The organism is Glutamicibacter uratoxydans (genome assembly GCF_006539925.1).
Lineage (GTDB): Bacteria > Actinomycetota > Actinomycetes > Actinomycetales > Micrococcaceae > Glutamicibacter > Glutamicibacter uratoxydans.
In genome coordinates this window covers 36,330-60,478 of sequence record NZ_BJNY01000022.1, presented here as the reverse complement: position 1 = coordinate 60,478, position 24,149 = coordinate 36,330, and the positions used below count along the sequence as shown (strand labels likewise).

Below are 24,149 nucleotides of genomic sequence, written 5' to 3'. Positions count from 1 at the left end.
GCGGGCGCCGCCGGGAATTTCATCCTGGCGGCGCCCGCTGCACGGGGCAAAACCTAGTTCTTTACTTCGCTGGTGACCTTGGCGCCAAGCTCGACGGTGCGCGAGACGGTGCAGTACTTGTCATGGGAGAGCTTGACGATGCGCTCGACCATTCCTGCGGCCTTGCGGCCTTCCTCGGTGTCTGGGAACTTCAGGTCGAAGCCAAGGTGGATGTCCTCCATGCGGCTTGCTCCGTCTTCGGTAAGCTTGTACCCGGAAGCCGACACCTCAAATTTTTCCGGTTCGCTCTTGCGCGTGGTGGCCACGTCGACGTCGATGGAGGAGCATCCTGCGATGGCCGCCAGGAGCAGTTCCACCGGCGAGAGCAGGCCTTCGCCCTGGCCGAATTCAATGCTCGCTCCGCTGGCGAGGCTGGTGGCGCGGTACTGGCGGGATTCGGTGCGCTCGACTGTGACTTCACGCAGCGCACGGGTATTTTCACTCATGGATCTATCGTGCCATGTCCTCCACGGCGTTCGGTACGTGGCGCAGGTCGATGCGCAGCCCCGGTTCCTGGGCTTGGATGGATACATCGATTTCAAAGCCGTGCTCTATGAAGAATTCGAGGGCTTTGGGGCTTTGTCCGTTGATTTGCACGCAGATGCCCGGCGCTAGGTCGAGGATGTCGTTGAGCAGGGCGCTGCCGATGCCCATGTGCCTGTCGTGGTGGGCCACCCACAGCAGTTGGATCTTGCCGGGGCTGAAAGCGGAGAAGCCGATGATCCGCTGCCCCTTTTGTGCAATGCGCACCCTCACCTGCTGGGTGTAGACGGCTTCCAGGGCCGCTGCCACCGCATCGATATCTGCGGCCGAGAGCAGGTCGCGGCCTCCCTCTGCAGAATTTCGCCAGACATCCAGGAGTTCGGGGACCTCGTCGATGCTGGTCCAGTCACGAAGAACGAGCAGATCTTCCATTGCCACTCCTTCTGACTCTGTGCGGCTAGGCGCCGCTACTCGAAATTTATCGCTGTATCTTCAGCTGGCACAAGCACGGATTGATAACAACTTCTACTGTCCCTAGTGCGGCTGGCCCGCGTAGCCTGCCACCTTCTGCGCCCAGTCGAGCAGTGCTTGGTGAACCTGCTGCGGCGCGTCCAGGTGCAGGTTGTGCCCGGCGCGCTTGATGACTTGGTAGGCGGCCTGCTGGTAGCGGCGCAGCAGCGCCAGCTGGTCGTCGAATCCGCAGATGTGGTCCAGTGTCCCGCACAGGATCAGCGTTGGGAAATCCTCCACCCGTGTGCCGTGCACCGGCAGCGGTTCAAGCACGTATCTTTTGCCCAGCCTGGCCAGTGCCCGCAGGTTCGCGCTGCGGATCCCCGGCAGGGCGAAGCGTTGGAAGGCCAGCCAGTTTTCTTCGGTTTGCACCACCGACATTTCCTTGTAGGCAATGGCGTCCTGCGCATCCAGCTTGCTGAACAAGTGCTCGTCGGTGTGGGCGATTTGCCGGGCGGGCAGGGAGCGCTGGGCCTGCTGCGGATAGACGACGCTGGCCAGCAGCGCCAGGCCGAGGATGCGTCCGGGGAACCTGTCTGCGATGTGCTGGGCCAACAGCCCTCCCATGGAGTTGCCCAGCAGCGCGAACTTTCTTCCCGCGGCAATGCCTGCAATGCGCGCTTCAAGCCACTGCGCATATTCCTGCAGCGAGCCTTCTCCGTCCAGTGCGGGGCAGCTGCCCATGCCGGGCAGGTCGATGTAGATTCTTTCGAAGATGCCGCACTGTTCAAGGGCAGGTTCGAGGGCCAGCAGCAGCCGGTGGTCGATCCCCTGGCCGTGGATCATGAACAGCAAGATCCCTTCGCCGGCACGATACTGCACTTCGCTCATCAAGCGCCTTCCCTTCTCGCATTGCCTTCGTCTTTCACCCGGCGGATGACTGCAACTGCCAAGATCGTCTGGCCCGCCAGGCAGGCGAGCATGATCCAAAACCCGTCGGCGGGCATCTGCGCCGGGGCAAAGGAGCGCAGGGCCATCAGCGGGTCGGAGGCCAAAAAGATCGCACCGCCCACCGTGCCGGCCACTCCCAGCCCGGTAGACAATATTGCCATGGTTACCAGTGCTACGCCGCGGCCGACTACAGCCGCCAGTCCGGCCAGGCACAGCTGCGGGCCGATCGTCCGCCTGCTGAAGAACGCTGCTTGATTCATGTGCCCTGTGTATCTGCTGGTCCAGCTTTTGACATGCTTCGTTACATTCCACGCGGATGCAGGGGCGCTCAGCGCTAGGATGGGGCTGACTTCGAGACGCGAGGAGCGAATATGCCGCTGCCGGGAGCACCGCTGCGCAAGCTGGGATTTTTGACCATCGGCCTGTTCGACCCGGCCGACCCGGCCCGCGGGCACAACAGCACGCTGGAAATCATCGAATTGGGCGAAGCACTGGGCTTCGACAGCGCCTGGCTGCGCCACCGACATCTGCAGTATGGCATCTCTTCGCCCATCGCCGTCATGGCGGCTGCCAGCCAGCGCACCAGCCGCATCCAGCTGGGCACCGCTGTCACTCCCCTGGGGTGGGAAAACCCGCTGCGCCTGGCCGAAGATCTGGCCACCGTTGATCTGCTCTCCGGCGGCCGTATCAACTCGGGCATCAGCGTCGGCACCCCGATGAACTTTGACACCATCAAGCATGAGCTCTACCCGGAGACCGCTGATCAGGAAGACTTCGGGTTCGAACGCGCGGCGCGTCTTGCCCGCTATATCAGCGGAGAAGAGCTGCGGGAACTGCGCGGCAAGCAAGGTGTGGTGGAAGAATTCTCCGCCCGCGTTGAGCCGCATTCCCCCACGCTGCGCGGCCGGCTCTGGTATGGGGCCGGCAGCTTGGACTCCGCCCGCCGGGCAGGCGAACACGGATTCAACCTGCTCACCAGCTCCGTGGTGTTCGCCGGACCTGAGCATCCGAATCCGCGGTTCGACCTGGTCCAGCAATCGCAGATCCAGGCATTTAGACAGGCGGCCGTCCAGGCCGGGCACCAGCAGGCACGGGTTTCGCAGGGGCTGGTGGTGATCCCCACCGACTCGGCCACCCCCGAACAGGTCCGTCGCTACGAGCAATACGTCGCCGAGCGCACACCCCGCACCACCGCCGCCCAGGGGCCGCGCGGCGTGCTCTTCGCCAAGGACCTGATCGGCTCCAGCGAACAGATCGCCGAGCAGCTCTACGCCCATGCGGGGTTCAGGGAAGTCGACGAAGTGGCTTTTGCGCTGCCCTTCAGCTTCAACCAGCAGGACTACGAGCAGATCCTCACCGATATTGCGCAGCGCCTGGGGCCGGTGCTGGGCTGGCGGCCTGACGCGACCGCCTAGCCGGCGTAGGCGGGCAGGATGCAGAATTCATTGCCCGAGGGATCTTGGAACACCTTCCACGGCAGCTGGCCCCAATCCGGATGCTGCTGTACTCCCCCGGCGTCCTGCACCATGTCGTAGACCTCCTGCGGGTCGTCCTCCGGCTCCAGCCGCAGGTCAAGGTGCATCGAATTCTTCACGCCTTGAGGCTTGGCCTGCTCCTCTCGGATGAACATCAGCACCGGGCTGTTCACGCCGAGCTGCATCAGCGCTGGAGTGCCCGGAACATCGACCAGCTTCCAGCCGGTAAGCAGCGACCAGAACTGCGCGTCGCGCCATGGGTCGGCAGACTGCAGCACCATGGCTTCCACGCGCGCGGTGTCTTCAGCGTATTCCGGACCGTCGATGTCCGCGCGGAAAAGGTGCCCACCAGGGTCTTCAAAGGTCTGGACGTCCGCTCCGGCAGACACCAGCCGGGCTTCGTGGAACTGCTCCTGGCGTCCGCGCAGCATCAAGCGCAGCCGGCCGGTGCGCTGCGGTATCTGTTCCACGGTCGGGAAGCACAAGTCCAGGGCGAAGTCGGCGTCGAAGCGCGCCCGGGTTTCATAGCCGTGCTCCGAATCGGTGAGCTTTTCGGTGCCCAGCAGCCGCTCGTAGAACTGGCCGTAGCTGCGCGGGTGGACCGCGTCGAAGACAATGTTTTCCAAGTACATGGGCTTTACACTACCCAAGTCCGGGGCTGGTCCTGAAGGGTTCCGGCAAAGAATTCGCCTGCCCTTGCCAGTGCCGGCGCCCACTGTTTGAATGGCCGGATGGGACTGCAAATGATCACTCCAACCGCATCCGAGATTCCCGGCGCCGCCGGAGAACTTGCCCGCTGGCAGGATGACCGGCTCCCGCTGCAGCTGCACCCGGGCGATCTTGGCTGGTACTCGCTGCGCGGACTGGACGCCACGGCCCACAGCCTGAGGTTCTGGCTCAAGGACCGGGCGCTGGCGGCCATCGGCCTGCTGGACGGCCCCGACCTGCTTCGCATCGCTGTGAACCCAAAGCTGCGCGATGACCAAGCGCTGGCCGAACAGATGGCAGCTGACTTAAACTCGGTGGCCCGGCGCATTTTCACCACCGGCACGGTGTCTGTGGAGGCCCGCGGCGCACGCCGGCTGGGCCTGCTGCTCACGGAGTCCGGCTGGCAGGAAGGAGAATCTTGGACCACCCTGCGCCGTTCCCTGGCCGATCCGGTGCCGGCCACTTCGCTGCGGATTGACGCCATCGATGCCTCCGGGGCCCGACAGTGGCTGGCGGTGCACGCCAGCGCGTTTCGGTCAGCCGAGGCCGACGAGCGGCAGCTGGATCAGCTGGAGGAAAGCTGGCTGCGGATGACCGGCAATCCGCTCTATGCCCAGGGACAGTGCCTGCTGGGCTTTGATGCGCACGGCCAGCCGGCGGCGGTGGCCGCCGTGTGGTCCGCCGGACCCGGCGCACCGGGGCTGCTGGAACCGATCGGGGTGCACGCGCAGCACCGGGGCCGCGGCTACGGGACGGCGATCAGCCTGGCCGCCGCGGCCGCGCTGCGTTCCATGGGCGCCTCCAGCGCCATGGTCGGCACCACGAGCGCGAATACCGCAGCCATCGCGGCCTACGTCTCGGCAGGGTTCGCCGCCGACGCCCCGGTCGCCGACTTCACGCTGGTGCGCAGCGCCTCCTAGGGGCTTACAAAGCCTGCTGGCGTGGAGCACAATGGGCGTTATGAACATCAATGAGATCCTTGCAGGCATGGCCCACCGTCCCATCGATGCCGCGCACAACCTGCGCCCGCTGACCGTCCAGGAGCTGAACGCCCACCCGGCGGACCACCCGAATTCCATCGCCTGGCTGCTGTGGCACACCGGGCGCGAGGTCGACGCGCAGCTCGCGGACCTGCGCGGCGAGCCGCAGCTGTGGCAGGACTACCGCGACCGCTTCAACCTGGGCGAACTGGGAGACACGATTGGCTACGGGCACACCGAGGAGCAGGCCCGGCAGATCGTGGTCAACGACCAACAGCTGCTCATCGAGTATGTGGATGCCTCGCTGAACGCCCTGGAAGGCTATGTGGCAACGCTCAGCGAAGAAGAATTCGAGCAGGTGGTCGACGAGCGCTGGCAGCCGCCGGTGACCCGTGCGGTGCGGCTGGTGTCCATCGTGGACGACGCGACCGCCCACGTGGCCCAGGCTGCCTACGCCGCCGGGGCGCTCAAGAAGTAGGCCGGCGCCCCCGCCACCAGGCCATCAGCACGTGGCGCAGCATCGCGGTGAAGACGATGGCCCAGACGATCAGCGACACCACCAGCGCCCCGTGGCCCACCGCCTCCACTACCGGCAGGCGGTCCACCCGGCCCAGGTTGATCGACGCTACGGCGAACATGCCCAGCGGGAAGACGATGGACCACAGGGTCGGCACGTATTTCAGCGGCACCTTGTGCACCAGGTGCCGCCAGATCCCTGCCCCGATGAGCATCGGGATCAGCCACAGGCAGAAGCTCCAGAACATCGCCACGGTGGCGGCAATCAGCACCCTGGTGGCATCCACCATGGGCGATGACTCCATCTGGATGATCCTGCTGCCTGCCACCACCGCGATGGCCATGGCGCCCATGGCCACCCAATAGGGCGGCTCAAATTCCCTGGGGGTGATGCCGAAGTGCACGATGCGCAGCAGCACCAGCACGGCAATGCCAAGGTAGAGCGCCACGCCCACCGACCATGACATGACCGCGAGCAGGCCGATCAGGTATTTTCCGGTGGAAACATGGGGCTGGATCACGCTCATGCCGATGGCCAGCGACTGGCTGGCCACCGCCCAGATGAACCAGGTGCCGTTGGTGCGGGAGAGGATCGGCCTGCCGTCGCGGGTCATCAGCACCTGCCAGGGCAGCAGGTAGCCGAACACGAACCACAGGCAGGCGGCGAAGAACACCAGCGGCAGGCTCAGCTGGATCCAGCCGGCTGCGCCCAGGCGCACCGCGAGCACATCCGTGCCGGCCACCACGGTGAAGTAGGCGAAGGCGATGTCAGGGGCCCGCAGGTCTGCCAGCATGGCGGCGCGGAAGGCGAAGGCCCGCCAGATATACAGGACCCACAACAGCACATAGCTGGCCGCGGCGATGGCCAGCAGCACCCTGGAGGCCGCTTCCTGGCCCACGTCGTGCAGGCCGATGGAGATGATGCCGGTGCCCATGACCAGGGCGAAGTAGCCCGGCGAGAGGTGCTCCAGTTCCCGGAGCAATCCCGGATTGCCCGCCGCAGTGGCTGTCCGGCGCTCGTCTTGCCCCTGCTGCGTCCTTCTCATGTTCCCAGCCTAAGACCCGGCGCTAGGGGCGGGGAAGCCAGGCGGCCAGCTGCTTCGAGGAGAGTTCCGCCAGCCACTTCTGCCACAGCGGGCCGAAGCTGACCCGGCGCACGCCCAGGGCCTGAAGCTCCCCCAGCCCGCCGGCGCCGTGCCCGTTGACCGGGTGCGCGGTGACGTTCACCGGCACGCCCACCGCCTGCACCATGGCCGCCACCTGGTCTGTGGTGCCCAGCCCCACCGGGTAGACGCTGCGCGCCCCTGCCTGTTCCATGAGCTTGATGCGCGCTGCTGCTTCTGCCAGCGGGTCGGCGAAGACCGCGGTGCCGGCCTTGAACGCATCGGTGCGGCCGTTGATGACAAATGGCTGTCCCGCCTCATCCGCGGCCTGGCGCGCCGCGGCGATGTAGTCGGCGTGTTCGGCGCGCTCGCGCAGCCTGCCGCCCTGGCTGTGCACGGTGTCTTCGATGTTCGCCCCGCTGGCTCCGGCCTCCAGCAGCCTGCCGATCAGTTCTGCAGGTTGAAGCCCGTAGCCGGATTCGACGTCGACGCTCAGAGGCAGGTTCACCGCGTCGACGATGCGCCGGGTGATCTGCAGGTACTGGCCGAAGTCCATCTTCTCGCCGTCCTGGCTGCCGATGGAGTCCGCCACCGGGTGGCTGCCGATGCTCAGCGCGGCGAATCCGGCATCCGCCGCCACCTGCGCGCTGAAGGTGTCCCAGACGGTGGGCAGCACCAGCAGGCCTCCGGAGGCATGGGCCGCGGCCAGGGCTTCGGTGCGGGTGCTGAGCTCAGACATGGCATGTTCCTTTCAGGAAACAGTGTTCGGGTTCTGAGCCCAGCCTAGGCGGTGCACCGGGCACTGGCAACGGACGCAGGCAGTGGGTGCTGGCAGCGGCTCAGGCGCCCAGCCTGCCCGAGTCTTCGACCTGCGCCACCAGCTTCATCAGCAGCGTGCCCAGCTGCGCCACGTCCTGCGGATCCCAAGCATCCAGCAGCGACCGGTACTCGGCATAGCTGTTGCGCTTGAGCTGCCGGTAGCGCTGCTGGGCCAATTCGGTGGGCAGCACCTGGAAGACCCTGGCGTCTTCGGTGCTGCGGGTCAACTCGATCAGCCCCCAGCTTTTCAGGTCCCGCAGCTGCCGGGAGACCACCGACTTGTCCATCTGGGTTTCGGCGACGATGTCGGAGACCGCCAGCACCCTGTCGGGGGTGCGGGCCTGGTGGATCAGCGCCATGCGCAGCACCGTGAAGCCGGCGCTGCGCAGCTGGGGGTGGAAGAGCGCGGCTGAGTCAGCCATGCGCACCTTCATCAGCGGCCCGAGCCGGGCGAAGGCGGTCTGGATGTCGTCCAGGTCGCCGGCCGAGCAGCCGTTCACGGCCGCTGCGCTCCCGCCTCCGTTGGCTGCTCCGGCTGCATCGGCTGCGCCTGGGCATCCTGCTGTGCCTCCGGCTCAACTGCTTCAGCCGGCTTCTCAGCTTCGGCGGCGTGGGCCTTGAGCTGGTCGATGGCCGCGTGGCGTCCCTGCAGGCGAAGCTCCCGGCGTTCGGCGTCCAGGCGTTCAAGGCGCTGTTCCAGCTCGCGCCGCTCGGACTCGACGACCTTGTCGCTGAGCAGGTTCAGCCGCTGGTCAAAGGCCTCCAGCGCCGATTGGGCATGGGCGAACTGCGCCTCGATCTGTGCGTGGGCGTCGCGGGCCTGCGCCAGCGCGCCGGAGAGCTCTTCGATCATGACCCTGGCGCGGCCTGCCTCGTGCTGGGCATCCAGTTCTGCCTGGGCCAGCGTCAGCTCGGCCTTCTCGCGGCTGCGCACCACCTGCTCGGCCAGGTCGCGTTCGTCCATGCGGCGCACCTTGCGGTGCTCGGCGCGGGCGGCCGCCAGTTCCTTCTCGTCGGGCAGGGTGATTGCTCCGGTGGCTACCAGCTCGTTGAAGCCGCTGCCTCCACGTTCTGCAGGCTCCAGCGCGGAGAGCTCTGCGCCGAGCTCTTCTTCAATCTGCTCGGAGGCGGTCTTGCGGGACAGCGGCTTGTTCGGCAGGAAGATCGCGCAGACCAGGGTGACGATTGCCAGCGGGACCACCAGTAGGAACAGGAAGGCGATGGATTCGCCGTAGGCGCTTTCCACCACGGTGCGCACCGGCTCGCACAGGTCGTTGACCGCTGGCACTTGGCCGCTGGTCAGCGCCTTGAGGCTCTCGGCGCAGTCCGGGTGGTCGACCAGCAGCTGTGGGGCGCCGGCGGCCTTGTTGATCTTTTCCATGATCGAGCCCATGCCGTCGGTCATCTTGCTGGCCACCTGGGTGCCCAGCACGGAGCCGAGAATGGAGACGCCGATGGTGCCTCCCAGCGAGCGGAAGAAGGCGATGGCTCCGGAGCCGGCGCCCAGCAGGCGCGGCGGCAGCGAGTTCTGCACCACCAGCACGAGGTTCTGCATCAGCACGCCGGATCCCAGGCCCAGCAGGAACATGCCCAGGTCCACGAACCACAGTTCGGTGTCGTAGCTGATCAGGCTCATCACGTACAGGCCGGCGGTCAGCACCACGCCGCCGCCCACCACGTACTTCTTCCAGCGTCCGGTGCGGGAAATCAGCTGGCCGACGACGATCGCGCCGAGCATGGAGCCGAGCACCATGGGCAGAGTTTGCAGGCCCGAGTGGGTCGGGGTGAAGCCGCGGGCCAGCTGCAGGTACTGGCTCAGGAACACGGAGGTGCCGAACATGGTCACGCCCACCGCAATGGAGGCAATGGAGGCCAGGGCGAAGGTGCGCTGGGCGAACAGGCGAATCGGGATGATTGGTTCCTTGGCGAAGTATTCCCAGATCACGGTGGCAATGATCAGCACGCCGGAGGCGCTGGCCATCACGATGCTCTGAGTGGAGTCCCAGGCGAAGCCGCCGGAATCCGGGGTCTTGCCGCCCAGCGAGATCCAGATCAGCAGCAGCGAGATGCCACTGATGATCAGCGCGGAGCCCAGGTAGTCGATCTTGGTCGATCCCTTGATCTGGGTGATGTGCAAGGTGGTCTGGATCAGGATGAATGCGCCCACGGCGAAGGGCACGCAGACGTAGAAGCACCATTCCCAGCCCCAGGTATCGGCGATGACGCCGCCCAGCAGCGGGCCGCCAATCTGGCCCACGGCCATGACCGCGCCCATGATGCCCATGTACTTGCCGCGTTCGCGCGGTGAGATGATGTCGGCGATGACCACCTGGCCCAGGGCCATCAGGCCGCCGGTGCCTACCGACTGCACCAGGCGCCAGCCGATCAGCCATGACATGGCTCCCTCATGGGTATCTCCCCCGATTTGGCTGGAGAAGCCCGCCGCCACGGTGCCGATCACGAAGACGACCAGGCCGATCTGCAGCATGAGCTTGCGGTTGAAGATATCCGAGAGCTTGCCCCAGATCGGGGTGGATACCGTCATGGACAGGAACGCGGCCACCAGCACCCAGGTGTATTCGGTGTTGGTGCCGTGCAGGTCGGCGACGATTTCAGGCATCGGGGTCGCCACGACAGTGGAGGAAACCAGCACCGTGAACATGGCGGCCATCAGGCCTGAGATGGAGAGCATGACTTGCGATGGTTTCATCGCGGCGGGCTGTTTTTGGTCGGATTGAACCGGGGGCGCAGAAGTTGACATTACTCAACTATCTAAAAATAAGTTGAGACTTGTCAACTTATTGCATAGTTGGACTATGCACTTTCTGACAAACCCTCAGGGCGACCAACTTCCCAAGTCGCAGCCGTAAAACTCGTTTGCCGAGAGCATCCAGCGAGGCGGTTGAGACGGCGAAAAATTCTCAGTTATTTTTCAGGTGCAACAGCGGGTAAGGCCTGCCATCCGAGTCCACCTCACTGCGCCCGACGATAGAGAAGCCCTCGTGCTGATAGAACCCGGCCGCCCCAGGGTTCTGCTCATTGACATCAACTGTCGCCACATCGTCTTCGGAAACAACATGCTTGAGCAGCGCCTTTCCGACGCCGCGGCCTCGGTACGAATCATGCACGAAGAGCATTTCAAGGCTGCCATGGAGCGTCCCGGCAAAACCGACAGCTACCCCGCCCACCTCGGCGACGCTCAGTTTTACCTGCGGGAAATAGTCGGAAGCCAAATGGGCCTCGATTTCCAATTTGTCGGCGGGCGAGAGGAAATCATGGGTCGCATCGACAGCCGAACGCCAGATCTGGACAAGGCGCCCATATTCGGCCGGTCCGCTACAAGGACGGATGGAAACAGGAGAAGCATTTTCGGTCATGCTTCAATGCTATAGAGTGATTGAGAATTCTCAATCATGAGCGGCCCGGAATGGGGAACATCACGTGGAGCACGAAAAATGGCAGGCAAACAGGGACCGGAACTGCCCCGAAGACGCTGCCCGGCTCCTAGCCACCGTCCCTGAATGGTTCGGGCAGCCTGATTCCAACGCCGCGTATATTCGCGATGCACAGACTTTGGATACGTGGACCGTCCGCAATGAGCGAGGCGAGGTTCTCGGCCTGACCCTGGTCAGCCACCACTTCCAGCACGTCAGCGAAGTCCACCTCACCGTGGTCAGCAAGAATGCCCACGGCTGCGGCATCGGCACCGCCATGCTGCAGGCCATTGAAGTCGACGCCCGGCACCGCGGCGTCAAGCTCCTGGAAGTCAAGACCCTCGGCCCATCGCACCCCGATCGGGGCTATGCCCAGACCCGGCGCTTCTACAAGAAATTCGGCTTTCTCCCCCTGGAAGAAACCGACCTCTGGGGCGCCGAAACACCTTGCCTGATCATGGTCAAGCCGCTGACTTCTTAGCCCGGCACCGTTATGACTGCAGGCGTTCCGCGGCAACCAACGGATGTTGGCGGAAACTCCAGACTTCCGTCAAAGAGCTTGACGGATTGGCCTATGATTGCCAACCCTAAACTCGAGGCGGGCATGTGATGGCCTGCTTCGCGGTGGAACGAAGCCACCGCCTTGCTCGGGTCCTTGATCCGAGGACCGTGTTCGTGGAAGAAGAGCCATGCTTCGCGATGGTGGACAGATTATGAATGAGATTCCGGGCGCTGGCCCGGGCAAGGTCTTCAAGCTTCACCGGCTCATCCCGGCGGTCTTCAGGTCCTCTCCTCCCTAGGGGCTGCTAGCACGGCCCACTCAGCCGATTCAGTGGCCATGCGGTCAGGCCGCTGCCGGGATCTAAGATTTTGCACAATTTGAATGGGGTGCTCGTCGGGGTCGATGATCCATGCGATCAGCAGTCTGCCGAGGTATTCGTGAGGTCCGTGCAACACTTTGAAACCCCGCTCTTTAAGACTTGCCACCGCTGCACGGGTGTCCTCGGTCCACAGGGTGATCGTTGCACGTTGTCCCTCATCAACCGGGTTCAGGCCATGGTCGGTTCGAGCAGAATCTATGAGCGCAAATCCAATGCGATATCCGTCCAACTCCATATCGATGTGAATCGGTGTTCCTTCTGTCGGCACCCTGAACACTTCTGTAAAGCCAAGGAGCCGGTAGAAGTTGGCTGATCTGTCGACGTCTGCGCTGAAGAGAATGGTTTGCGGGCTGCGCAGTTCAGTAATTGCTTCCATGGCGCCACCCTAAAAAATAGTTCTGCGGCTTTCCAAGGGCTCTGAGCAACTGCCAAGCATGTCAACGATTTTCCGCTCCACCTGCCAATCCCCTAGGCAGGGCGAACCCAAGGCAGTAGCATCGCCAAATGGAGCTGGAAGACATAGAGCAATATCTACAAAGTCTCGGCGGCTGTCAGCCGAGAAAAGTGGCGGGTCGAATCGGGTGGTACGTGGAAGGGCTGCTGGTGATGCGGCCCGACGTCCCCGGCACGATTCTGATCCGCGTCCCGCACAGCCACCGGGAGCAGCTGCTCATTGACTATCCCGAAACTTTCGGGGTGCCGCCGCGCTGGGAAGCACATGACAAGGTGCAGGCTCAGCTTGCTGGAGATTCAAAAGCCATCAAACTGGCATTGAGCATGACGTGGGAGTATCAACGGGCGAAGCGAAATAGCACCGGCGGCCTGTAGCCTCGGCAGCTAGCGTGCTATTGCTTCAAAGATCATTATTCTTTGGCTTGAATCAAATGGGGTTTCATCCCAGTCTCCAAATACATTCAGCACGTCGAATCCGGCATTCTTCAGGTCTGCAGCAATGCGTTCTCGGCTGCGAAAATTCAACGTCACCTCCTCGACGACCAGTTCTCCGGCGTCGCGAAAGTTGTTGTACGAGCGAAGCAAGATCCGACCGGCTCCAAGGTCCGCAACGGTGCACCATTCCTCCAATACCCCTTGCCTGGTGTTGGAAATTGTCTTTGGCTCCATGGCCCATTGCTCCCAGGATCTGGCCAACGGGCTGCGGCTCTCAAACGCTAGTCGGGCGTTGGGTGCCGCGGCGGACCGGAGAGCTTCCAGGGTGCTCTGCCATTGCTCTTCGGGGATGTGCTGCGCAACGTTGCCGCTCATGATCATCAGGTCGTAGCCGTTGTCCGGGATTGAACGCGAATCGCCGTGAACCCACCGGATGCGCTCGGATCCTGCCCGAGCCGATGCAAAGTTCAGCATGGCCGACGACGGATCCAAGCCAGTGACTTGTCGATTATCTTTCGCCAGTGTGACCGTCAGTATCCCTGTCCCGCAGCCCAGGTCGAGAATCTTTTGCGCCCGGTGTTTATATGCCAGTCGACGGTAGAATTCGTGGTCCGGGCCGTCGGGATTCTGCCCGTCATAGAGGTCGACAATCCGTGGATCATAGTCTTTGGAGCTCATGGTGCCAGATGTATTCCTGCCTGTGCAAGGATCGTTTCTTCTTGAATGCGCGGGCGCCAGTACACTGCCTCGGCTGCGGTGAGTTCTCGCAGATGTGGGGAAGTCAGCTCGTCCAGCGCCTTGATGTAGTCGGGGACGATTTCGCGGGGCAGCCTCAAGCCAAGGGTGAGGTGAGGTGTCCACCGCGGCCCGCGTCCCTCAGGATTCCGTGCGCTGATATTGCGAGCGGCAATTTCCAAGTCGTCGCTGGCTTCCAGCAGCCATGCGACCGTCTGCTTCCGCTTCGTCCCAAATACGACGGTTCCCACCCTGCGTAGCTTCGAGGGGATGAGTGGAGGAAGCAGTTGCGAGGCCAACTGTATGACGTCCGGCGCTATGGCCGGGGCAAAGGTGAGGGAGATATGCGGAGTCTGCTGCTGCCGTGGAAATCCTCGTGCTTCCAACTCCGCGAATAGCCCGCGGATCTGTTGATCTTCGGACGGCGAAAGGTGCAGCAGAATGTTTTCGGGCGATCTGCTCATACGTTCTCTCCCTGCATCATCCGGATCAACCAGGTCCAGGCAAGCTTTCCCAGACTGCTGCTCCAATCTAGCAAGGTGAACGGTTCTTGTACTAGTCACAAAGGCAATGCGGCTGCTGATGTTCGAACCCAGCGCTTTTGCCACAGGGTTTCCACCGCGCGCTTGCGGTAGTGCTCCCGAACCCACTTCACGGCGTCTTCTGCCGGTACACCGCTGAGAATTGCCATGATCGATAGTGCTGTTCCGGTTCGCCCGGTACCACCATTACAGGCGATTTCCACCCGTTGGGTCGCTGCTCGCCTGTGGGCTTCTTGCAGTAGTTCAATGGCCTGCTCAGTTGATTTTGGAAGGCCAAAATCCCGCCATGGTATCCACAGCGTTGGCCAGTTGGCTTCCGACGGCCTCTGGCCCAACAGGTACACTCCAAGCTCTGGTTCCTGCGAAGAATCGATCGGCTTGCTCAGACCCCTGCCTCGCACGCGGCGTCCGTCGGGAAATTCGATAATTCCTGGTCCTGGCTGCCATGCCCCCATGTCAGACTCCCCCATTCTTTGCGAAGTAAGCATCGATTGCCGACGCCAGATGCTCTGCCGGCCACAGCCGACGAAGGTCTTGGGAAAGATGCAGCTCCCCAGGCGCCAACCCTTGCTCAAGGCCCTGACAAATCTCCCGGGCCAGCAGCTCAAGGTGCGAGGCTTGACATACTAAGAAGTCCCGGTCGACAGCATCACCATGGCCCGGAATGAGCGTGGCGTCCGGCCGAATAGTTTGAGCCAGCTCATGCAGCACGACTGGCCAACCTGCAATATCCGAGTCGGGACCGAACATGGGCGGTCCAGACTGCTCGATCACATCTCCTAAGAACCAGACGTTGGCGTCGGGGACATGAACAGCTAAATCACTATCGGTATGCCCATGCGCCAACGGAACAAGGCAAATCGTTCTTTGATCAAGCTCCAGTTCGGTGCAGGAAGCAATCTCAAACCCGGGTGGAGTCAGCCGGACGTCTTCCCAATTCTTGTCCGGTTCCGAGGCAGGACTGTTCTTGACCCGTGCCAGATGCGGGCCTTCGTAGTTTTCGAAGTGCCTTTTCATCAGCGCATGACCATAGATTGGGACACCTGCGTCGGCAAACACCTGGTTTCCAAAGCAGTGGTCGTAGTGTGCATGGGTGTTGACCGCAGCCGCGATGGGGACGCCGAAGTCTTTCAACACATCGTCCATCAGCTCGCGTGCTTCCGCCGGGTTATTGCGCGTGTCAATGACCAGCGCACTTTGCTCGCAGAGTATTACGCCGACGCTCACATCGACCGGTTCATATCTTCGGTGGAATGCCCGGTTGCCAACCTCGACCCATGTCCCGTGGCCCATGAAGCTCCCTTGGTTTGTCTCTTGGCATAACCTTCGCGGTAATGACTTCACAGCATAGTCTTCTCCGGCACAATGGCCTCATGATCCGCGCAATTGTTTTCGATCTTGATGGCGTCCTTCGACACTTCGATTCCAAGTCGATAGACGAGATAGAACAGCGCCATAATCTAGCTCATGGGGCAATCCATTCGACAGCTTTCAGCACACCTCTGCTAGGGATGGTGACTACAGGCGCAATCACTCGCCGAGAATGGGTTGAACAAGTCGGAGAGCAGATCGGAAATTCCCAAGCAGCTGTGGAATGGAGCAAGTTGCGTCCCAGCGTTGATGGCGAAGTCCTAGAACTGGTCGATGAGCTTCGGACAAGTGACTTCGCCACCGCTATCCTCACCAACGGCACCGACGAAGTTCCCTATGAACTTCACTCACAAGGTATTGCCCCGCATTTTGACCACATCTTCAACTCAGCAGAGATCGGTGTGGCCAAGCCCGAACCAGAAGTATTCGACTTCGTTTTGCGTGTTCTAGATCTGCCAGCCGACAGCGTGTTTTTTGCCGACGACTCAGCTTCGAAACTAACCGGCGCCCATACTCGTGGAATCCACACTCATCATTTTCGTGACATCGCTGGACTGCGTCGGGCGCTGCGCGACGTCAACGTCATCTAGATTCCTGCTCCTTGTATTCAAGCAGCTGCAGAAAAGCCTTCGCTGACGGGGATGACGGCCGATCCGAAGGAGTCGCTAGAACAAGGTCGCGGGTGATCGCCGGTTCAATTTGTATCCCAATGACATTCTTGCTGAGTTCAATCGGGCCTGGAGGAAGCAGCGCGACTCCCATCCCCTTACCCACTAGCTGTACCAATTCCGAAATGTCATCGATCTCGCAGCAGATGCGCCGGTGCAATCCTTCAGCGGCATACACGGCGTCGAGCCTAGCTCGCAGGGATGAATCGGCTCTGAACTCCACGAAGTTCCTCTCTTGCAATTGCGCCAAGTCCACTGAGTTCTGCTGTGCCAGCGGGTCTTCTGCGGAGACTGCAAGGACGAGGGTTTCACTGCCCAGAGACTGCATCTGCGCAGTACGGGGATCCAACGGGCGGTCGACAATTGCCATGTCCAGCATGCCCGAGCCGATGGATTCAATCAGCGAATCGACACTGTCGTGGACTACCGAAATTTTGATTCCTGGAAACTTCCGGTGGTACTCGACCAAAAGCGACGGCAAGTCCAGAACGCCGAGGAATTGGATGCATCCGATGGCAAACGTGCCCCTCAGTACGCCCTGCACGGCATCGACGGCAGCGTGCCCATCTTCGACTGCAAGCAATGCCCGGCGCGCAGAGGGCAGAAATGCCCGGCCAGCTTCCGTCAATTCGACGCGGCGGCTATTGCGAATGAGCAAAATGCTGTTGAGTTCCTTCTCCAGGCTTCTAATCGATGCAGAGAGGCTCGGTTGGCTCAAGTGCACCCGGGCAGCTGCCCTCGTGAAGTGCTTTTCCTCGGCAACAGCAAGAAAGTGCACCAGTTGTCGGAGTTCCATACATAGACTCTTCTATGCTTTAGATCAGAATAAACACTTGGACTGATGCATCTTATGGCACGACCCTTAAATCATGAGCATTTCGCAGAAACCAGAATGGTCCCGCTTTCATTCGACGTCTGCTCATGAACAGCGGGCTGCTAAGAATCCCCTAGCTCCGCAACGCAGCACGGCTGAACGGCGAGGCATCATTGTGGCAGTGGTACTTGCCACCGCCATTATCATCAGCGCCGTTGTTCTCATTCTTCCGATGAAGAATCTTGTGGCCACACTCGCTCCGAGCGGTCAAACTTCCCATCAAGTCACCGCAAGCGTCATCGCCAACGACTTCGCTGATTCAGTCGACATCAACCAACAAACGATCCAGTGGTGGTGGAACGGGGAAAGATTCACCGATCAGCTGGTCCTCTATGAAGACCGAAATCAAAGTACAGAGGTGTTGATCAGCGTCGATGATTCCGGCCATCGCGTCGTCTCGTCCACCGCAGATCTCGGCGCGGGAACAATCACAGTCCTTTTCATAGCGACGCTGGCTGCCATCACCTCGTGGGCGCTGCGCTGGCTCCGCCGAGCACTGTCGTGGTGGTTGATGAAATGCTGCTTGGATTCGTGGGCCGCAGCTTGGGAAGAATTCGATGCTTCGGGTCTAAGCAAGCCATAGGCCTAAAGCCCAAGGACCGGTTAAGTAGCAGCACTTTATCGGGCGAAAATACGAGTTCGATCGCACGCAAATGGGCAGAAGAAGGCCCAGAAGTTTAGGGTGTACGCATTGGCAACTCCGGCGCTTCAGCCTTCAGATGATTCGAGCCGAAAGCTACAAGCAGCCCCCGACTCGAATTCTGAATTTTCAGCCCAGTAGCGATTTCACAGCAACAGATGGCAATCAACTACCCGACTTTGGTGAAACCGTGCCCGAGAATACCGCCACTGTGGCTCACGAGCAGTTCGGCCAGGCAACTATTTCAATATCGGAAATGAGATACCTCGGCAGTAGTCACAGCCCGGTCGCCAAGTTCAACTATGATTCTTCGTCGCCGTTCGATTTTTCGCTGAGCCGTTCCTGCAGTCCTGCCAATTCTTCCTCAACCGCGGCGAGGACTTCTTCGTCGTCTTCCCAGAGTTCGCGGAATTCCGACCCTTCTTCGAGCATGGTGCTTAGAAGCTCCTTCCCACGCTCCAACAGCGAATCAAGTGCGTCAAGATCGCCGGGCCAGACGTAGGTACGCCCAAGGACGTTGAGCATGTAGCACGCTGCACGGATCTGATCATGCTCGTCTTCATCTTCAAAAGCGGCGGTAATTCGGGCATCCACATCAACGCTGTCAAAGAAATCGGCAAACCAATCGGCTGCGTCGTCATTGTCCCAAGGACTCGTTCCCCATGCACCCATATACGGCACCTTCTTCTTTAGTCGACCGCGTTTGCGGCCGAAGATGTCATTTTTGCGTTGCCCCTTCATCGTGCCCTACACCACCGACATATAGGGCCCGCAAAACTAGCCGCTCTTGACGCCTCGGAGAATGCCCGCAGGTACGATCCCACGCTATCCAGATTTCCAACGGTGCTGAAAAAGAAAGTACACAAGGAATAGCAGAAGTTCTCCGCTCGTTCTAAGGCGAGCCTCGCCGAAGAGCTACACCCAGCCGTACGCTTGACTGACTGCAATGCAATGGTTTCCTTCGAACAAAGGCAGTCAATGACGCAATACATCATTTATTTTCATCAGCAGTGGGTTGGCCAGCATAGTGACGAATGGTTCGCCAGCCGCGGACCATTGGCAAATGCGGTGATCGAGCAAGCCAAGGCCGAGGGCATCTTGGTGGCAGCTGCGGGTGTCGAAGAAGATCTGGACAGGGCAGTCGCCGTCGATGCCACTAGCGGCTCGCCGCAGTTCAGCTCCGGTCTTGTTGCACCTGGACAGCAGTACCTCGGCGGGCTCACGATTATCGACGTTGAGAATGAGGAGGCTGCTCGCATGTGGGCCGGAAAGATTGCCGAGGCCTGCGGTTGGCCGCAACAGCTCAGGCGACTCTACTAGCTTCGAGTTCTCCGCTTTTCATTGACGGTTCATCAGGCAGTGGCTACTTTCCAAGCATGGAAAACATTGAGATGTTTTATCGTCCAGTTCCCGATCTGGCCAAGGCTCTTGACTACTACTGCAATGTGCTTGGCTGGGACGAGCATTGGAGGGAAGGCGACACCACGGCGGCGGTCAGCCCTGCCGACGGCAAGGTCACGCTGATGCTGGATGTTTCAACCTCCGACAGCGTTGCGCCGGGCCCGATTCTCAGCGTGGACGACGTCCGCTCTTGGGTCCGCGCTCGGAGGGAGAAGCTGACAGTCCTGGAGGAGCCAGTCCCGATCCCAGGCGGCTGGTGGGCGAGCTTGGCTGATCCTTTTGGCGGCCGGATCTACCTCATTGACCAGTCCACGACGGACCAGCCCAATAAGTAAAGCTGCCGCAGCCGTTGGTTCAACGGTTGCGGCAGCTTTGGGCGCTTAGGGCTGAAGCACGTAGCGCAGGGTTTCGACAACCTGGTCGGTGGTCTTGCACCAGCCCTGGGCATCGGCATCCACTTCCTTCAGCGGGTGGACGATGTCCTCGTCGTGCAGGGTGACGTATGGCTTGCCCAGCGCCGAGCAGTAGCCTGCGTCGAACGCGGCATTCCACTGCTTGTACTTGTCGCCGAAACGCACCACCACGAAATCGGCTTTTTCGATCAGCGTGCGGGTTCGGATCGCGTTGATCTTCGAGGACTGGTGGTCGCGCCAGAACCCTGGGGTGGTCTCGCCCAGGTAGTCGCCTGCGGCGTCGCTGGCAGGGTGGTCGGTGACCGGTGCGGTGAAAACGACGTCCAAGCCGGCGGCTTCTGCCCCGCGCTGGATTTCTTCGCGCCAGTCGGTGTGGATCTCGCCGGATAGGTAGACGTTGAAACTCATGCTTCAAGGCTCCTTAAACTCAGATGGATGGACTCGTCAGGTCCTCGAAATTCCCATCCTATTAGCAAGCCGCAGGATCTCTGCCTTGGGCGGTTCACGCCGGCTTAACAATCGAGGCAGCTTGCAGGTCTCACTGCTCGCCGTCGTGGCGGTGGACCGTGTGGCCTTCCTGATCGAAAATCATGATCATTTCTGCCGGCCCGCCCTCGGCGACGAACGCGTGAGGCGTCATGGTCGCGAATTCAGCAGCTTCTCCCTGCTCGACAATGATCACCCGATCCCCGAGAAACAGCTTCACCCTACCTTCGAGGACGAAGAACCAGTCGTGCCCTGGATGGACGCGCTGTTCAGGAATTTTGTCGGTCGGCTCGCCGCGTACCTTCTGCGCTTTGATATTCCCCGTTGCCTTGGACAGCATCCAGACGGTGTGGGCTCCCTCCTGGCAGGGCACCGGACGGATCACGACGTCATCGTCGCTATCGTTTTCCAGCAGTGCCTCCACATCGGTGCGCAATGCCCTGGCCAACGGAAGCAGCACGTCAAGACTGATCGCGCGCTTCCCTGTTTCGATGCGGCTGATGGTCGAAGGGCTCAGATGGGAACGTTCGGCCATGTCGTCAAGGGATAGCCCCTGTGCCTGGCGCAGGCTGCGCAGGCGGGTGCGGACAATCTGTTCAATTCCGGACATGGCGACTTCCTCACTGGCAATTCGGCATCTTGCGAATACTGCAAGACTCTTTGCAGTATACGCCAACGTTGTTATCGTGGAAATATGAACACCACCAACCAGCACCCAGAACACCAGCATCACCACTCCTCGCCCGCACAGCGAAACATCACCCGCCACGTGGACGTTGCAGTGATCGGAGGCTCTGCCGCAGGCCTAGCCGCCGCACTGCAGCTCTCACGCCAGCGCCGCTCGGTGATCGTGGTTGATTCCGGAACACCGCGCAATGCCCCCGCTGAAGCCATGCACAGCTACCTCGGCCACGAGGGCCGCTCCCCCGCAGAATTCCTCGACATCGCACGCGCCGAGGTCCGCTCCTACGGCGCTGAAATCCTCAGCGGGCAGGCCTCGAACCTTACGAAGTCCGATGAAGGATTCCTCATAGAGCTCACCGGCGCCACCCGCATCTACGCCCGCCGGGTCATTGCAGCCACAGGCCAGCGAGACGAACTGCCGCAGATTCCCGGGTTGGCTGAACATTGGGGAACCGCGGTCTTCCACTGCCCGTTCTGCCATGGATACGAGGTGCGAGACCAGGCAATCACCGCCATCGTCACCTCCGCCGCATCCCTGCACGCCCTGCCACTGCTGCGCCAGCTCACTGGCCGATTGAACATCGTGCTCCACCAGGATGTCTCGCCCGGCGAACCGCAGCTGCAGAAGCTTGAAGCCGCAGGTGCCCGGATCTATGACTCCCCCGTTCTTCGGGTCATCAACGATGACAGCGGGGCGCTGCAGGCGCTGGAACTCGCCGACGGCACTCGTGTCGCCAGCGAAGCAGTACTGGCAGGCACTCGGCTACATCCACGCGTGGAAGCCTTTACCGCACTTGGCCTGAGTATTGCCGAGCACCCCAGCGGCACTGCCAGCTATGTCGAATCCGATCCCCTGACCGGAGCCACCAGCGTTCCGGGACTCTACGCCGCAGGAACACTCACCGAGCCGATGCTCCAAGTGTTGCCCTCGGCAGCCGCCGGAAGCCGGGTAGGCTCGATGGTCGCCTTCGACCTGGCCCATGAAGATCTCGAAGCCGCCGCCCGTCCGCTGGCCCACGCAGCCGACTGGGAAGGCCGCTACAGCGGCGAGCAGCAGTGGAGCGGCAACCCCAACGGAACACTAGTGGCGGAAGTTCAGTCCCTGCCTGCCGGCACCGCACTGGACATCGGAGCCGGTGAAGGAGGGGACGCCATCTGGCTGTCCCAACAGGGCTGGAACGTCACCGCCAGCGACATCTCCCAACGCGCACTTGCACGCGTGAACGCAGGAGCAGAACAGCAGGGAGTGCAAGTCAAGCTGTTGAACGCAGACGCGAACGCCGCAGACCCATTCGGCGGCCAGCAATTCAACCTCGTCACAGCCAGCTACGCCTCGATCCCGCGCACCCCCGACCACCGCGGCATCGCCAACTTCCTCAACGCCGTAGCACCGGGCGGACAGCTGCTGATCGTCAACCACGACGTAGAAGAGATGAGCGCGGCGCTGGCACGCGCCGGCCATACCGGCACCAGACCCTTCGACCATGAAGCATTCGTATCAACTCAAGATTTCATCACCGCGCTTGAAGCATCCCCGCACTGGGTAATCCTGGTCAATGAACGCCGCGACCGCCCACACGGTGCAGCCTCAGGCCACCACGTGCGCGACGAAGTCCTTCGCGCTCGCCGATTGAGCTAGCAGCTCAGCAAGAAGTGCCTTCCGAGTCCTGAAATGATTCCGGGAGGCACTTTGTACTATGCACAGCATGCCCGTACTAAGCTGAACCTGAATGCAGTTCCCGGCCCAAGGAGTACCCTCAATGACATTGCATCCAGGACTACAGGCTGTTGCTGGGCTTCTGGGCACCTGGCGCGGCGAGGGCAGCGGCGAATACCCCACCATCAAGTCATTCAGCTACACCGAAGAGCTGACCTTTACCGATGTGGGCAAGCCATTTCTGCATTATCAACAGCGCACCTGGTCGCCAGCCGGTGCTCCCATGCACACTGAAACAGGGTTCCTGCGCGTCATTGATTCACAAACCATCGAGTTCGTCTTGGCCCAGCCCACCGGGCAGACCGAACTGGCCCAAGGTGCTTTGAACCTCACCGATGCAGGTTTCATCTGCAAGCTTGATTCCCAGGTGGTGAACTCGGCGAGCGCGAAGCAGGTGCAGACAACGCGACGCCAGCTGGAACTGTCAGCAGACCAGCTGTCTACTAGCTTCGCCATGGCGGCTGTTGGTGTCCCCCTGACTCACCATTTGGCTTCTGTGCTCCACCGTCTATCAACTACAAGCTAACTTTGTAGCCAATTATCCGACGGTCTCTCAGCACTATTTACAGCTCAGTGTTGATCAATCGTCTCCAGTGCTGCCACTTGGGTGACTTGATGACCAAGCACTGCCCCAGCAGGTTGCGGTAGCGATATCTTCACAGCCTGCAGGTGGAGTCCATTTTCGCAGATCAATTCATCAAACCCTCATGGTCGCTTTTTTAGTTCTCCAAGCTTTCAATCCAAGCCTCAAATGGATCAGGATCTGGGCATTCTTCCCAAGTTAGGGGAACTTCGACACCGAACTCAGAAATGACCCAAGAGCGGAATTCTGCGTGTGCGGTGGCTTCTTCATCTTCGGCTTCCATGGTCAACAGCAGAGAATCAAGTTCGTGTTTTCCAATGGCTATCAACCGCAAAAAATCGATGGCGCTCTCCGCTAAGAGGAACGGTCCAAATCCGCCCAATCCAGCGAAAGCGATTTCGCCGTCGCCTCTGAGCCACATCAAACCGATGCCACCATCACCGGAAATCTCTGCAATCGGAAACATCTTATCGAATCCATTTTGGCCTTCTTCGAACCAGCCTTCTAGGGTACGGTCTGTTGAAAACACGATTCCCATTTGCCGTTCTCCGGCATAAGGAGTCAGAAAATACTCTTCGCCTTCCCCACTTCCCCAACCTTGCGCTTCCATCCAGTTCCAAGCACGCTCAAGAGGTTCGGGAATTGTCATTCCTGTTGGCAGCTTCTTGATCAACTGATCCTTCATGTATGACATGGGTTCTCCTATCCGACTTACCTTGCTGAAGAAAAAGCGTATAACGGCCGAGCCGCACTCAGGTAGGAAGAACCATGGTCAGAATTGCCCATGGATCTCTCGTTGACGTATCCATACCTCAACAATCTTGACGGTCATCTAGTTCAGACGTTGCAAAGAATGAAAACCCCGATGACAGTGAAGGCCTAGTCGGATTTTGCGTCTGGCTTCATCCAGAACGGCGAATAGTGATAGCCGTCTAAGTCGTCGAATTGGCGCTGATACATGAACGGATACTCATCCGTATCGCCTATTCGCCCGCCGGCCGCAGCTGCGCGTTCGACGAGTTCATCAACAGCCTCTCTGCTTTCCACGTCGAAAGAGATCGTGACCTTCGATGGAGTATCCGGGCCGCCGATCAGCTCTTCAACGCCGCCGACGCTCGCGTACATCTCACGGCTTCCAAGCATGACATATTGGTCTTTCGCAATGGCAAAGCATGCGACAGATTCATTAGACATCTCCGAATTCAGCGTCCATCCTAATGCCGAGTAGAAGGCCTTGGCACGCTCGACATTATCGACTGGGCAGGTGATGTAAAGGCTCATTCCACTATGTTCAGGAGCTTCGGCCAC

At 60.9% G+C, this 24,149-nt stretch carries 32 protein-coding genes; 11 read left to right on the top strand and 21 right to left on the bottom strand.

What is annotated here, in order from left to right; all coding sequences use genetic code 11:
- Positions 1–53 precede the first annotated feature (53 nt).
- The 4 genes from AUR04nite_RS15765 to AUR04nite_RS15750 all read right to left on the bottom strand — a co-directional run bounded on the left by AUR04nite_RS15765 (position 54) and on the right by AUR04nite_RS15750 (position 2,183).
- Positions 54–485 (bottom strand): OsmC family protein, encoded by a 432-nt coding sequence (locus AUR04nite_RS15765; protein WP_141366890.1) that lies wholly within the window; start codon positions 483–485, stop codon positions 54–56.
- A gap of 4 nt (positions 486–489) precedes the next feature.
- Positions 490–954 (bottom strand): GNAT family N-acetyltransferase, encoded by a 465-nt coding sequence (locus AUR04nite_RS15760; RefSeq protein ID WP_141366888.1) that lies wholly within the window; start codon positions 952–954, stop codon positions 490–492.
- 102 nt (positions 955–1,056) lie between these two features.
- Positions 1,057–1,863 (bottom strand): alpha/beta fold hydrolase, encoded by an 807-nt coding sequence (locus tag AUR04nite_RS15755; RefSeq protein WP_141366886.1) that lies wholly within the window; start codon positions 1,861–1,863, stop codon positions 1,057–1,059.
- The gene (locus AUR04nite_RS15750; RefSeq protein ID WP_141366884.1) at positions 1,863–2,183 is read right to left on the bottom strand and encodes a hypothetical protein; all 321 of its coding nucleotides are present in this window, start codon (positions 2,181–2,183) and stop codon (positions 1,863–1,865) included. The genes AUR04nite_RS15755 and AUR04nite_RS15750 overlap by 1 nt, the downstream gene beginning before the upstream one ends.
- Before the next feature lie 111 nt (positions 2,184–2,294).
- On the opposite strand from AUR04nite_RS15750, the gene AUR04nite_RS15745 reads away from it, so the two are divergent.
- On the top strand, positions 2,295–3,338 hold the full coding sequence (locus AUR04nite_RS15745; RefSeq protein ID WP_141366882.1) for an LLM class flavin-dependent oxidoreductase: 1,044 nt from the start codon (positions 2,295–2,297) through the stop codon (positions 3,336–3,338).
- Here AUR04nite_RS15745 and AUR04nite_RS15740 read toward each other — a convergent pair.
- Positions 3,335–4,030, bottom strand: coding sequence for a VOC family protein (locus tag AUR04nite_RS15740; protein WP_141366880.1), 696 nt, complete (start codon positions 4,028–4,030; stop codon positions 3,335–3,337). The two genes, AUR04nite_RS15745 and AUR04nite_RS15740, sit on opposite strands and share 4 nt — an antisense overlap.
- Positions 4,031–4,141: 111 nt before the next feature.
- Between AUR04nite_RS15740 and AUR04nite_RS15735 the strand changes: the two genes are divergently transcribed.
- Both AUR04nite_RS15735 and AUR04nite_RS15730 read left to right on the top strand, forming a co-directional pair.
- Positions 4,142–5,026: a GNAT family N-acetyltransferase gene (locus AUR04nite_RS15735; RefSeq protein ID WP_218024697.1), complete on the top strand. Its 885-nt coding sequence runs from the start codon at positions 4,142–4,144 to the stop codon at positions 5,024–5,026.
- 40 nt (positions 5,027–5,066) lie between these two features.
- Positions 5,067–5,564: a mycothiol transferase gene (locus AUR04nite_RS15730; protein ID WP_141366876.1), complete on the top strand. Its 498-nt coding sequence runs from the start codon at positions 5,067–5,069 to the stop codon at positions 5,562–5,564.
- Here the strand turns inward: AUR04nite_RS15730 and AUR04nite_RS15725 are convergent.
- The 5 genes from AUR04nite_RS15725 to AUR04nite_RS15705 form a co-directional block, all read right to left on the bottom strand.
- Positions 5,554–6,648: a tellurite resistance/C4-dicarboxylate transporter family protein gene (locus tag AUR04nite_RS15725; RefSeq protein WP_141366873.1), complete on the bottom strand. Its 1,095-nt coding sequence runs from the start codon at positions 6,646–6,648 to the stop codon at positions 5,554–5,556. The two genes, AUR04nite_RS15730 and AUR04nite_RS15725, sit on opposite strands and share 11 nt — an antisense overlap.
- Positions 6,649–6,670: 22 nt before the next feature.
- The gene (locus tag AUR04nite_RS15720; protein WP_141366871.1) at positions 6,671–7,444 is read right to left on the bottom strand and encodes an isocitrate lyase/PEP mutase family protein; all 774 of its coding nucleotides are present in this window, start codon (positions 7,442–7,444) and stop codon (positions 6,671–6,673) included.
- Positions 7,445–7,544: 100 nt separating this feature from the next.
- Positions 7,545–8,024 carry a MarR family winged helix-turn-helix transcriptional regulator gene (locus AUR04nite_RS15715; protein ID WP_141366869.1) on the bottom strand — a complete coding sequence of 160 codons (480 nt, stop codon included), beginning with the start codon at positions 8,022–8,024 and terminating at the stop codon, positions 7,545–7,547.
- The gene (locus AUR04nite_RS15710; RefSeq protein WP_141366867.1) at positions 8,021–10,234 is read right to left on the bottom strand and encodes an MDR family MFS transporter; all 2,214 of its coding nucleotides are present in this window, start codon (positions 10,232–10,234) and stop codon (positions 8,021–8,023) included. Before AUR04nite_RS15710 ends, AUR04nite_RS15715 begins: the two co-directional genes overlap by 4 nt.
- 211 nt (positions 10,235–10,445) lie before the next feature.
- Positions 10,446–10,901 (bottom strand): acetyltransferase, encoded by a 456-nt coding sequence (locus tag AUR04nite_RS15705; protein WP_141366865.1) that lies wholly within the window; start codon positions 10,899–10,901, stop codon positions 10,446–10,448.
- Positions 10,902–10,965: 64 nt separating this feature from the next.
- Between AUR04nite_RS15705 and AUR04nite_RS15700 the strand changes: the two genes are divergently transcribed.
- The gene (locus AUR04nite_RS15700; protein WP_141366863.1) at positions 10,966–11,439 is read left to right on the top strand and encodes a GNAT family N-acetyltransferase; all 474 of its coding nucleotides are present in this window, start codon (positions 10,966–10,968) and stop codon (positions 11,437–11,439) included.
- A 299-nt stretch (positions 11,440–11,738) separates the two neighbouring features.
- Here AUR04nite_RS15700 and AUR04nite_RS15695 read toward each other — a convergent pair whose 3' ends face one another.
- Positions 11,739–12,215: a VOC family protein gene (locus AUR04nite_RS15695; protein ID WP_141366861.1), complete on the bottom strand. Its 477-nt coding sequence runs from the start codon at positions 12,213–12,215 to the stop codon at positions 11,739–11,741.
- A gap of 128 nt (positions 12,216–12,343) precedes the next feature.
- Here AUR04nite_RS15695 and AUR04nite_RS15690 point away from each other — a divergent pair, with 128 nt between their 5' ends.
- Positions 12,344–12,667 carry a hypothetical protein gene (locus AUR04nite_RS15690; protein ID WP_141366859.1) on the top strand — a complete coding sequence of 108 codons (324 nt, stop codon included), beginning with the start codon at positions 12,344–12,346 and terminating at the stop codon, positions 12,665–12,667.
- A 9-nt stretch (positions 12,668–12,676) separates the two neighbouring features.
- On the opposite strand, the gene AUR04nite_RS15685 is transcribed toward AUR04nite_RS15690, so the two are convergent.
- From AUR04nite_RS15685 to AUR04nite_RS15670, 4 genes are all read right to left on the bottom strand, one after another.
- Positions 12,677–13,405 (bottom strand): class I SAM-dependent methyltransferase, encoded by a 729-nt coding sequence (locus AUR04nite_RS15685; RefSeq protein ID WP_141366857.1) that lies wholly within the window; start codon positions 13,403–13,405, stop codon positions 12,677–12,679.
- Positions 13,402–13,926 (bottom strand): 2'-5' RNA ligase family protein, encoded by a 525-nt coding sequence (locus AUR04nite_RS15680; protein ID WP_141366855.1) that lies wholly within the window; start codon positions 13,924–13,926, stop codon positions 13,402–13,404. Before AUR04nite_RS15680 ends, AUR04nite_RS15685 begins: the two co-directional genes overlap by 4 nt.
- 95 nt (positions 13,927–14,021) lie before the next feature.
- Positions 14,022–14,459, bottom strand: a complete 438-nt coding sequence (locus tag AUR04nite_RS15675) for a protein-tyrosine phosphatase family protein (RefSeq protein ID WP_141366852.1) — start codon at positions 14,457–14,459, stop codon at positions 14,022–14,024.
- Between the two features lies 1 nt (position 14,460).
- Entirely contained in the window at positions 14,461–15,297 is an 837-nt protein-coding gene (locus tag AUR04nite_RS15670; protein WP_141366850.1) for an MBL fold metallo-hydrolase, read from the bottom strand.
- An 80-nt stretch (positions 15,298–15,377) separates the two neighbouring features.
- Here AUR04nite_RS15670 and AUR04nite_RS15665 point away from each other — a divergent pair, with 80 nt between their 5' ends.
- Positions 15,378–15,965: an HAD family hydrolase gene (locus AUR04nite_RS15665; RefSeq protein ID WP_141366848.1), complete on the top strand. Its 588-nt coding sequence runs from the start codon at positions 15,378–15,380 to the stop codon at positions 15,963–15,965.
- Here the strand turns inward: AUR04nite_RS15665 and AUR04nite_RS15660 are convergent.
- Positions 15,958–16,839: a LysR family transcriptional regulator gene (locus AUR04nite_RS15660; protein WP_141366846.1), complete on the bottom strand. Its 882-nt coding sequence runs from the start codon at positions 16,837–16,839 to the stop codon at positions 15,958–15,960. The genes AUR04nite_RS15665 and AUR04nite_RS15660 overlap by 8 nt on opposite strands.
- A gap of 73 nt (positions 16,840–16,912) precedes the next feature.
- Between AUR04nite_RS15660 and AUR04nite_RS15655 the strand changes: the two genes are divergently transcribed.
- Complete coding sequence (locus AUR04nite_RS15655; RefSeq protein WP_141366844.1) at positions 16,913–17,500, top strand: hypothetical protein; 588 nt, start codon at positions 16,913–16,915, stop codon at positions 17,498–17,500.
- A 357-nt stretch (positions 17,501–17,857) separates the two neighbouring features.
- On the opposite strand, the gene AUR04nite_RS15650 is transcribed toward AUR04nite_RS15655, so the two are convergent.
- Positions 17,858–18,298, bottom strand: coding sequence for a DUF4259 domain-containing protein (locus AUR04nite_RS15650; RefSeq protein ID WP_141366842.1), 441 nt, complete (start codon positions 18,296–18,298; stop codon positions 17,858–17,860).
- 237 nt (positions 18,299–18,535) lie between these two features.
- On the opposite strand from AUR04nite_RS15650, the gene AUR04nite_RS15645 reads away from it, so the two are divergent.
- Positions 18,536–18,877: a YciI family protein gene (locus AUR04nite_RS15645; RefSeq protein WP_141366840.1), complete on the top strand. Its 342-nt coding sequence runs from the start codon at positions 18,536–18,538 to the stop codon at positions 18,875–18,877.
- 56 nt (positions 18,878–18,933) lie between these two features.
- Positions 18,934–19,293 carry a VOC family protein gene (locus AUR04nite_RS15640; protein WP_141366838.1) on the top strand — a complete coding sequence of 120 codons (360 nt, stop codon included), beginning with the start codon at positions 18,934–18,936 and terminating at the stop codon, positions 19,291–19,293.
- A 45-nt stretch (positions 19,294–19,338) separates the two neighbouring features.
- Here the strand turns inward: AUR04nite_RS15640 and AUR04nite_RS15635 are convergent, their stop codons facing one another.
- A complete protein-coding gene (locus AUR04nite_RS15635) occupies positions 19,339–19,779 on the bottom strand; it encodes a YtoQ family protein (protein WP_141366836.1) in 441 nt (146 codons plus the stop codon).
- A 130-nt stretch (positions 19,780–19,909) separates the two neighbouring features.
- Positions 19,910–20,467: a helix-turn-helix domain-containing protein gene (locus AUR04nite_RS15630; protein WP_141366833.1), complete on the bottom strand. Its 558-nt coding sequence runs from the start codon at positions 20,465–20,467 to the stop codon at positions 19,910–19,912.
- Between the two features lie 84 nt (positions 20,468–20,551).
- On the opposite strand from AUR04nite_RS15630, the gene AUR04nite_RS15625 reads away from it, so the two are divergent.
- Positions 20,552–22,180, top strand: a complete 1,629-nt coding sequence (locus AUR04nite_RS15625; protein ID WP_141366831.1) for a bifunctional NAD(P)/FAD-dependent oxidoreductase/class I SAM-dependent methyltransferase — start codon at positions 20,552–20,554, stop codon at positions 22,178–22,180.
- A gap of 121 nt (positions 22,181–22,301) precedes the next feature.
- On the top strand, positions 22,302–22,784 hold the full coding sequence (locus AUR04nite_RS15620) for an FABP family protein (RefSeq protein ID WP_141366829.1): 483 nt from the start codon (positions 22,302–22,304) through the stop codon (positions 22,782–22,784).
- A 193-nt stretch (positions 22,785–22,977) separates the two neighbouring features.
- Here the strand turns inward: AUR04nite_RS15620 and AUR04nite_RS15615 are convergent, their stop codons facing one another.
- Both AUR04nite_RS15615 and AUR04nite_RS15610 read right to left on the bottom strand, forming a co-directional pair.
- A complete protein-coding gene (locus tag AUR04nite_RS15615) occupies positions 22,978–23,535 on the bottom strand; it encodes a hypothetical protein (RefSeq protein WP_141366826.1) in 558 nt (185 codons plus the stop codon).
- 185 nt (positions 23,536–23,720) lie between these two features.
- Positions 23,721–24,122 (bottom strand): VOC family protein, encoded by a 402-nt coding sequence (locus tag AUR04nite_RS15610; RefSeq protein ID WP_141366899.1) that lies wholly within the window; start codon positions 24,120–24,122, stop codon positions 23,721–23,723.
- Positions 24,123–24,149: the final 27 nt, after the last annotated feature.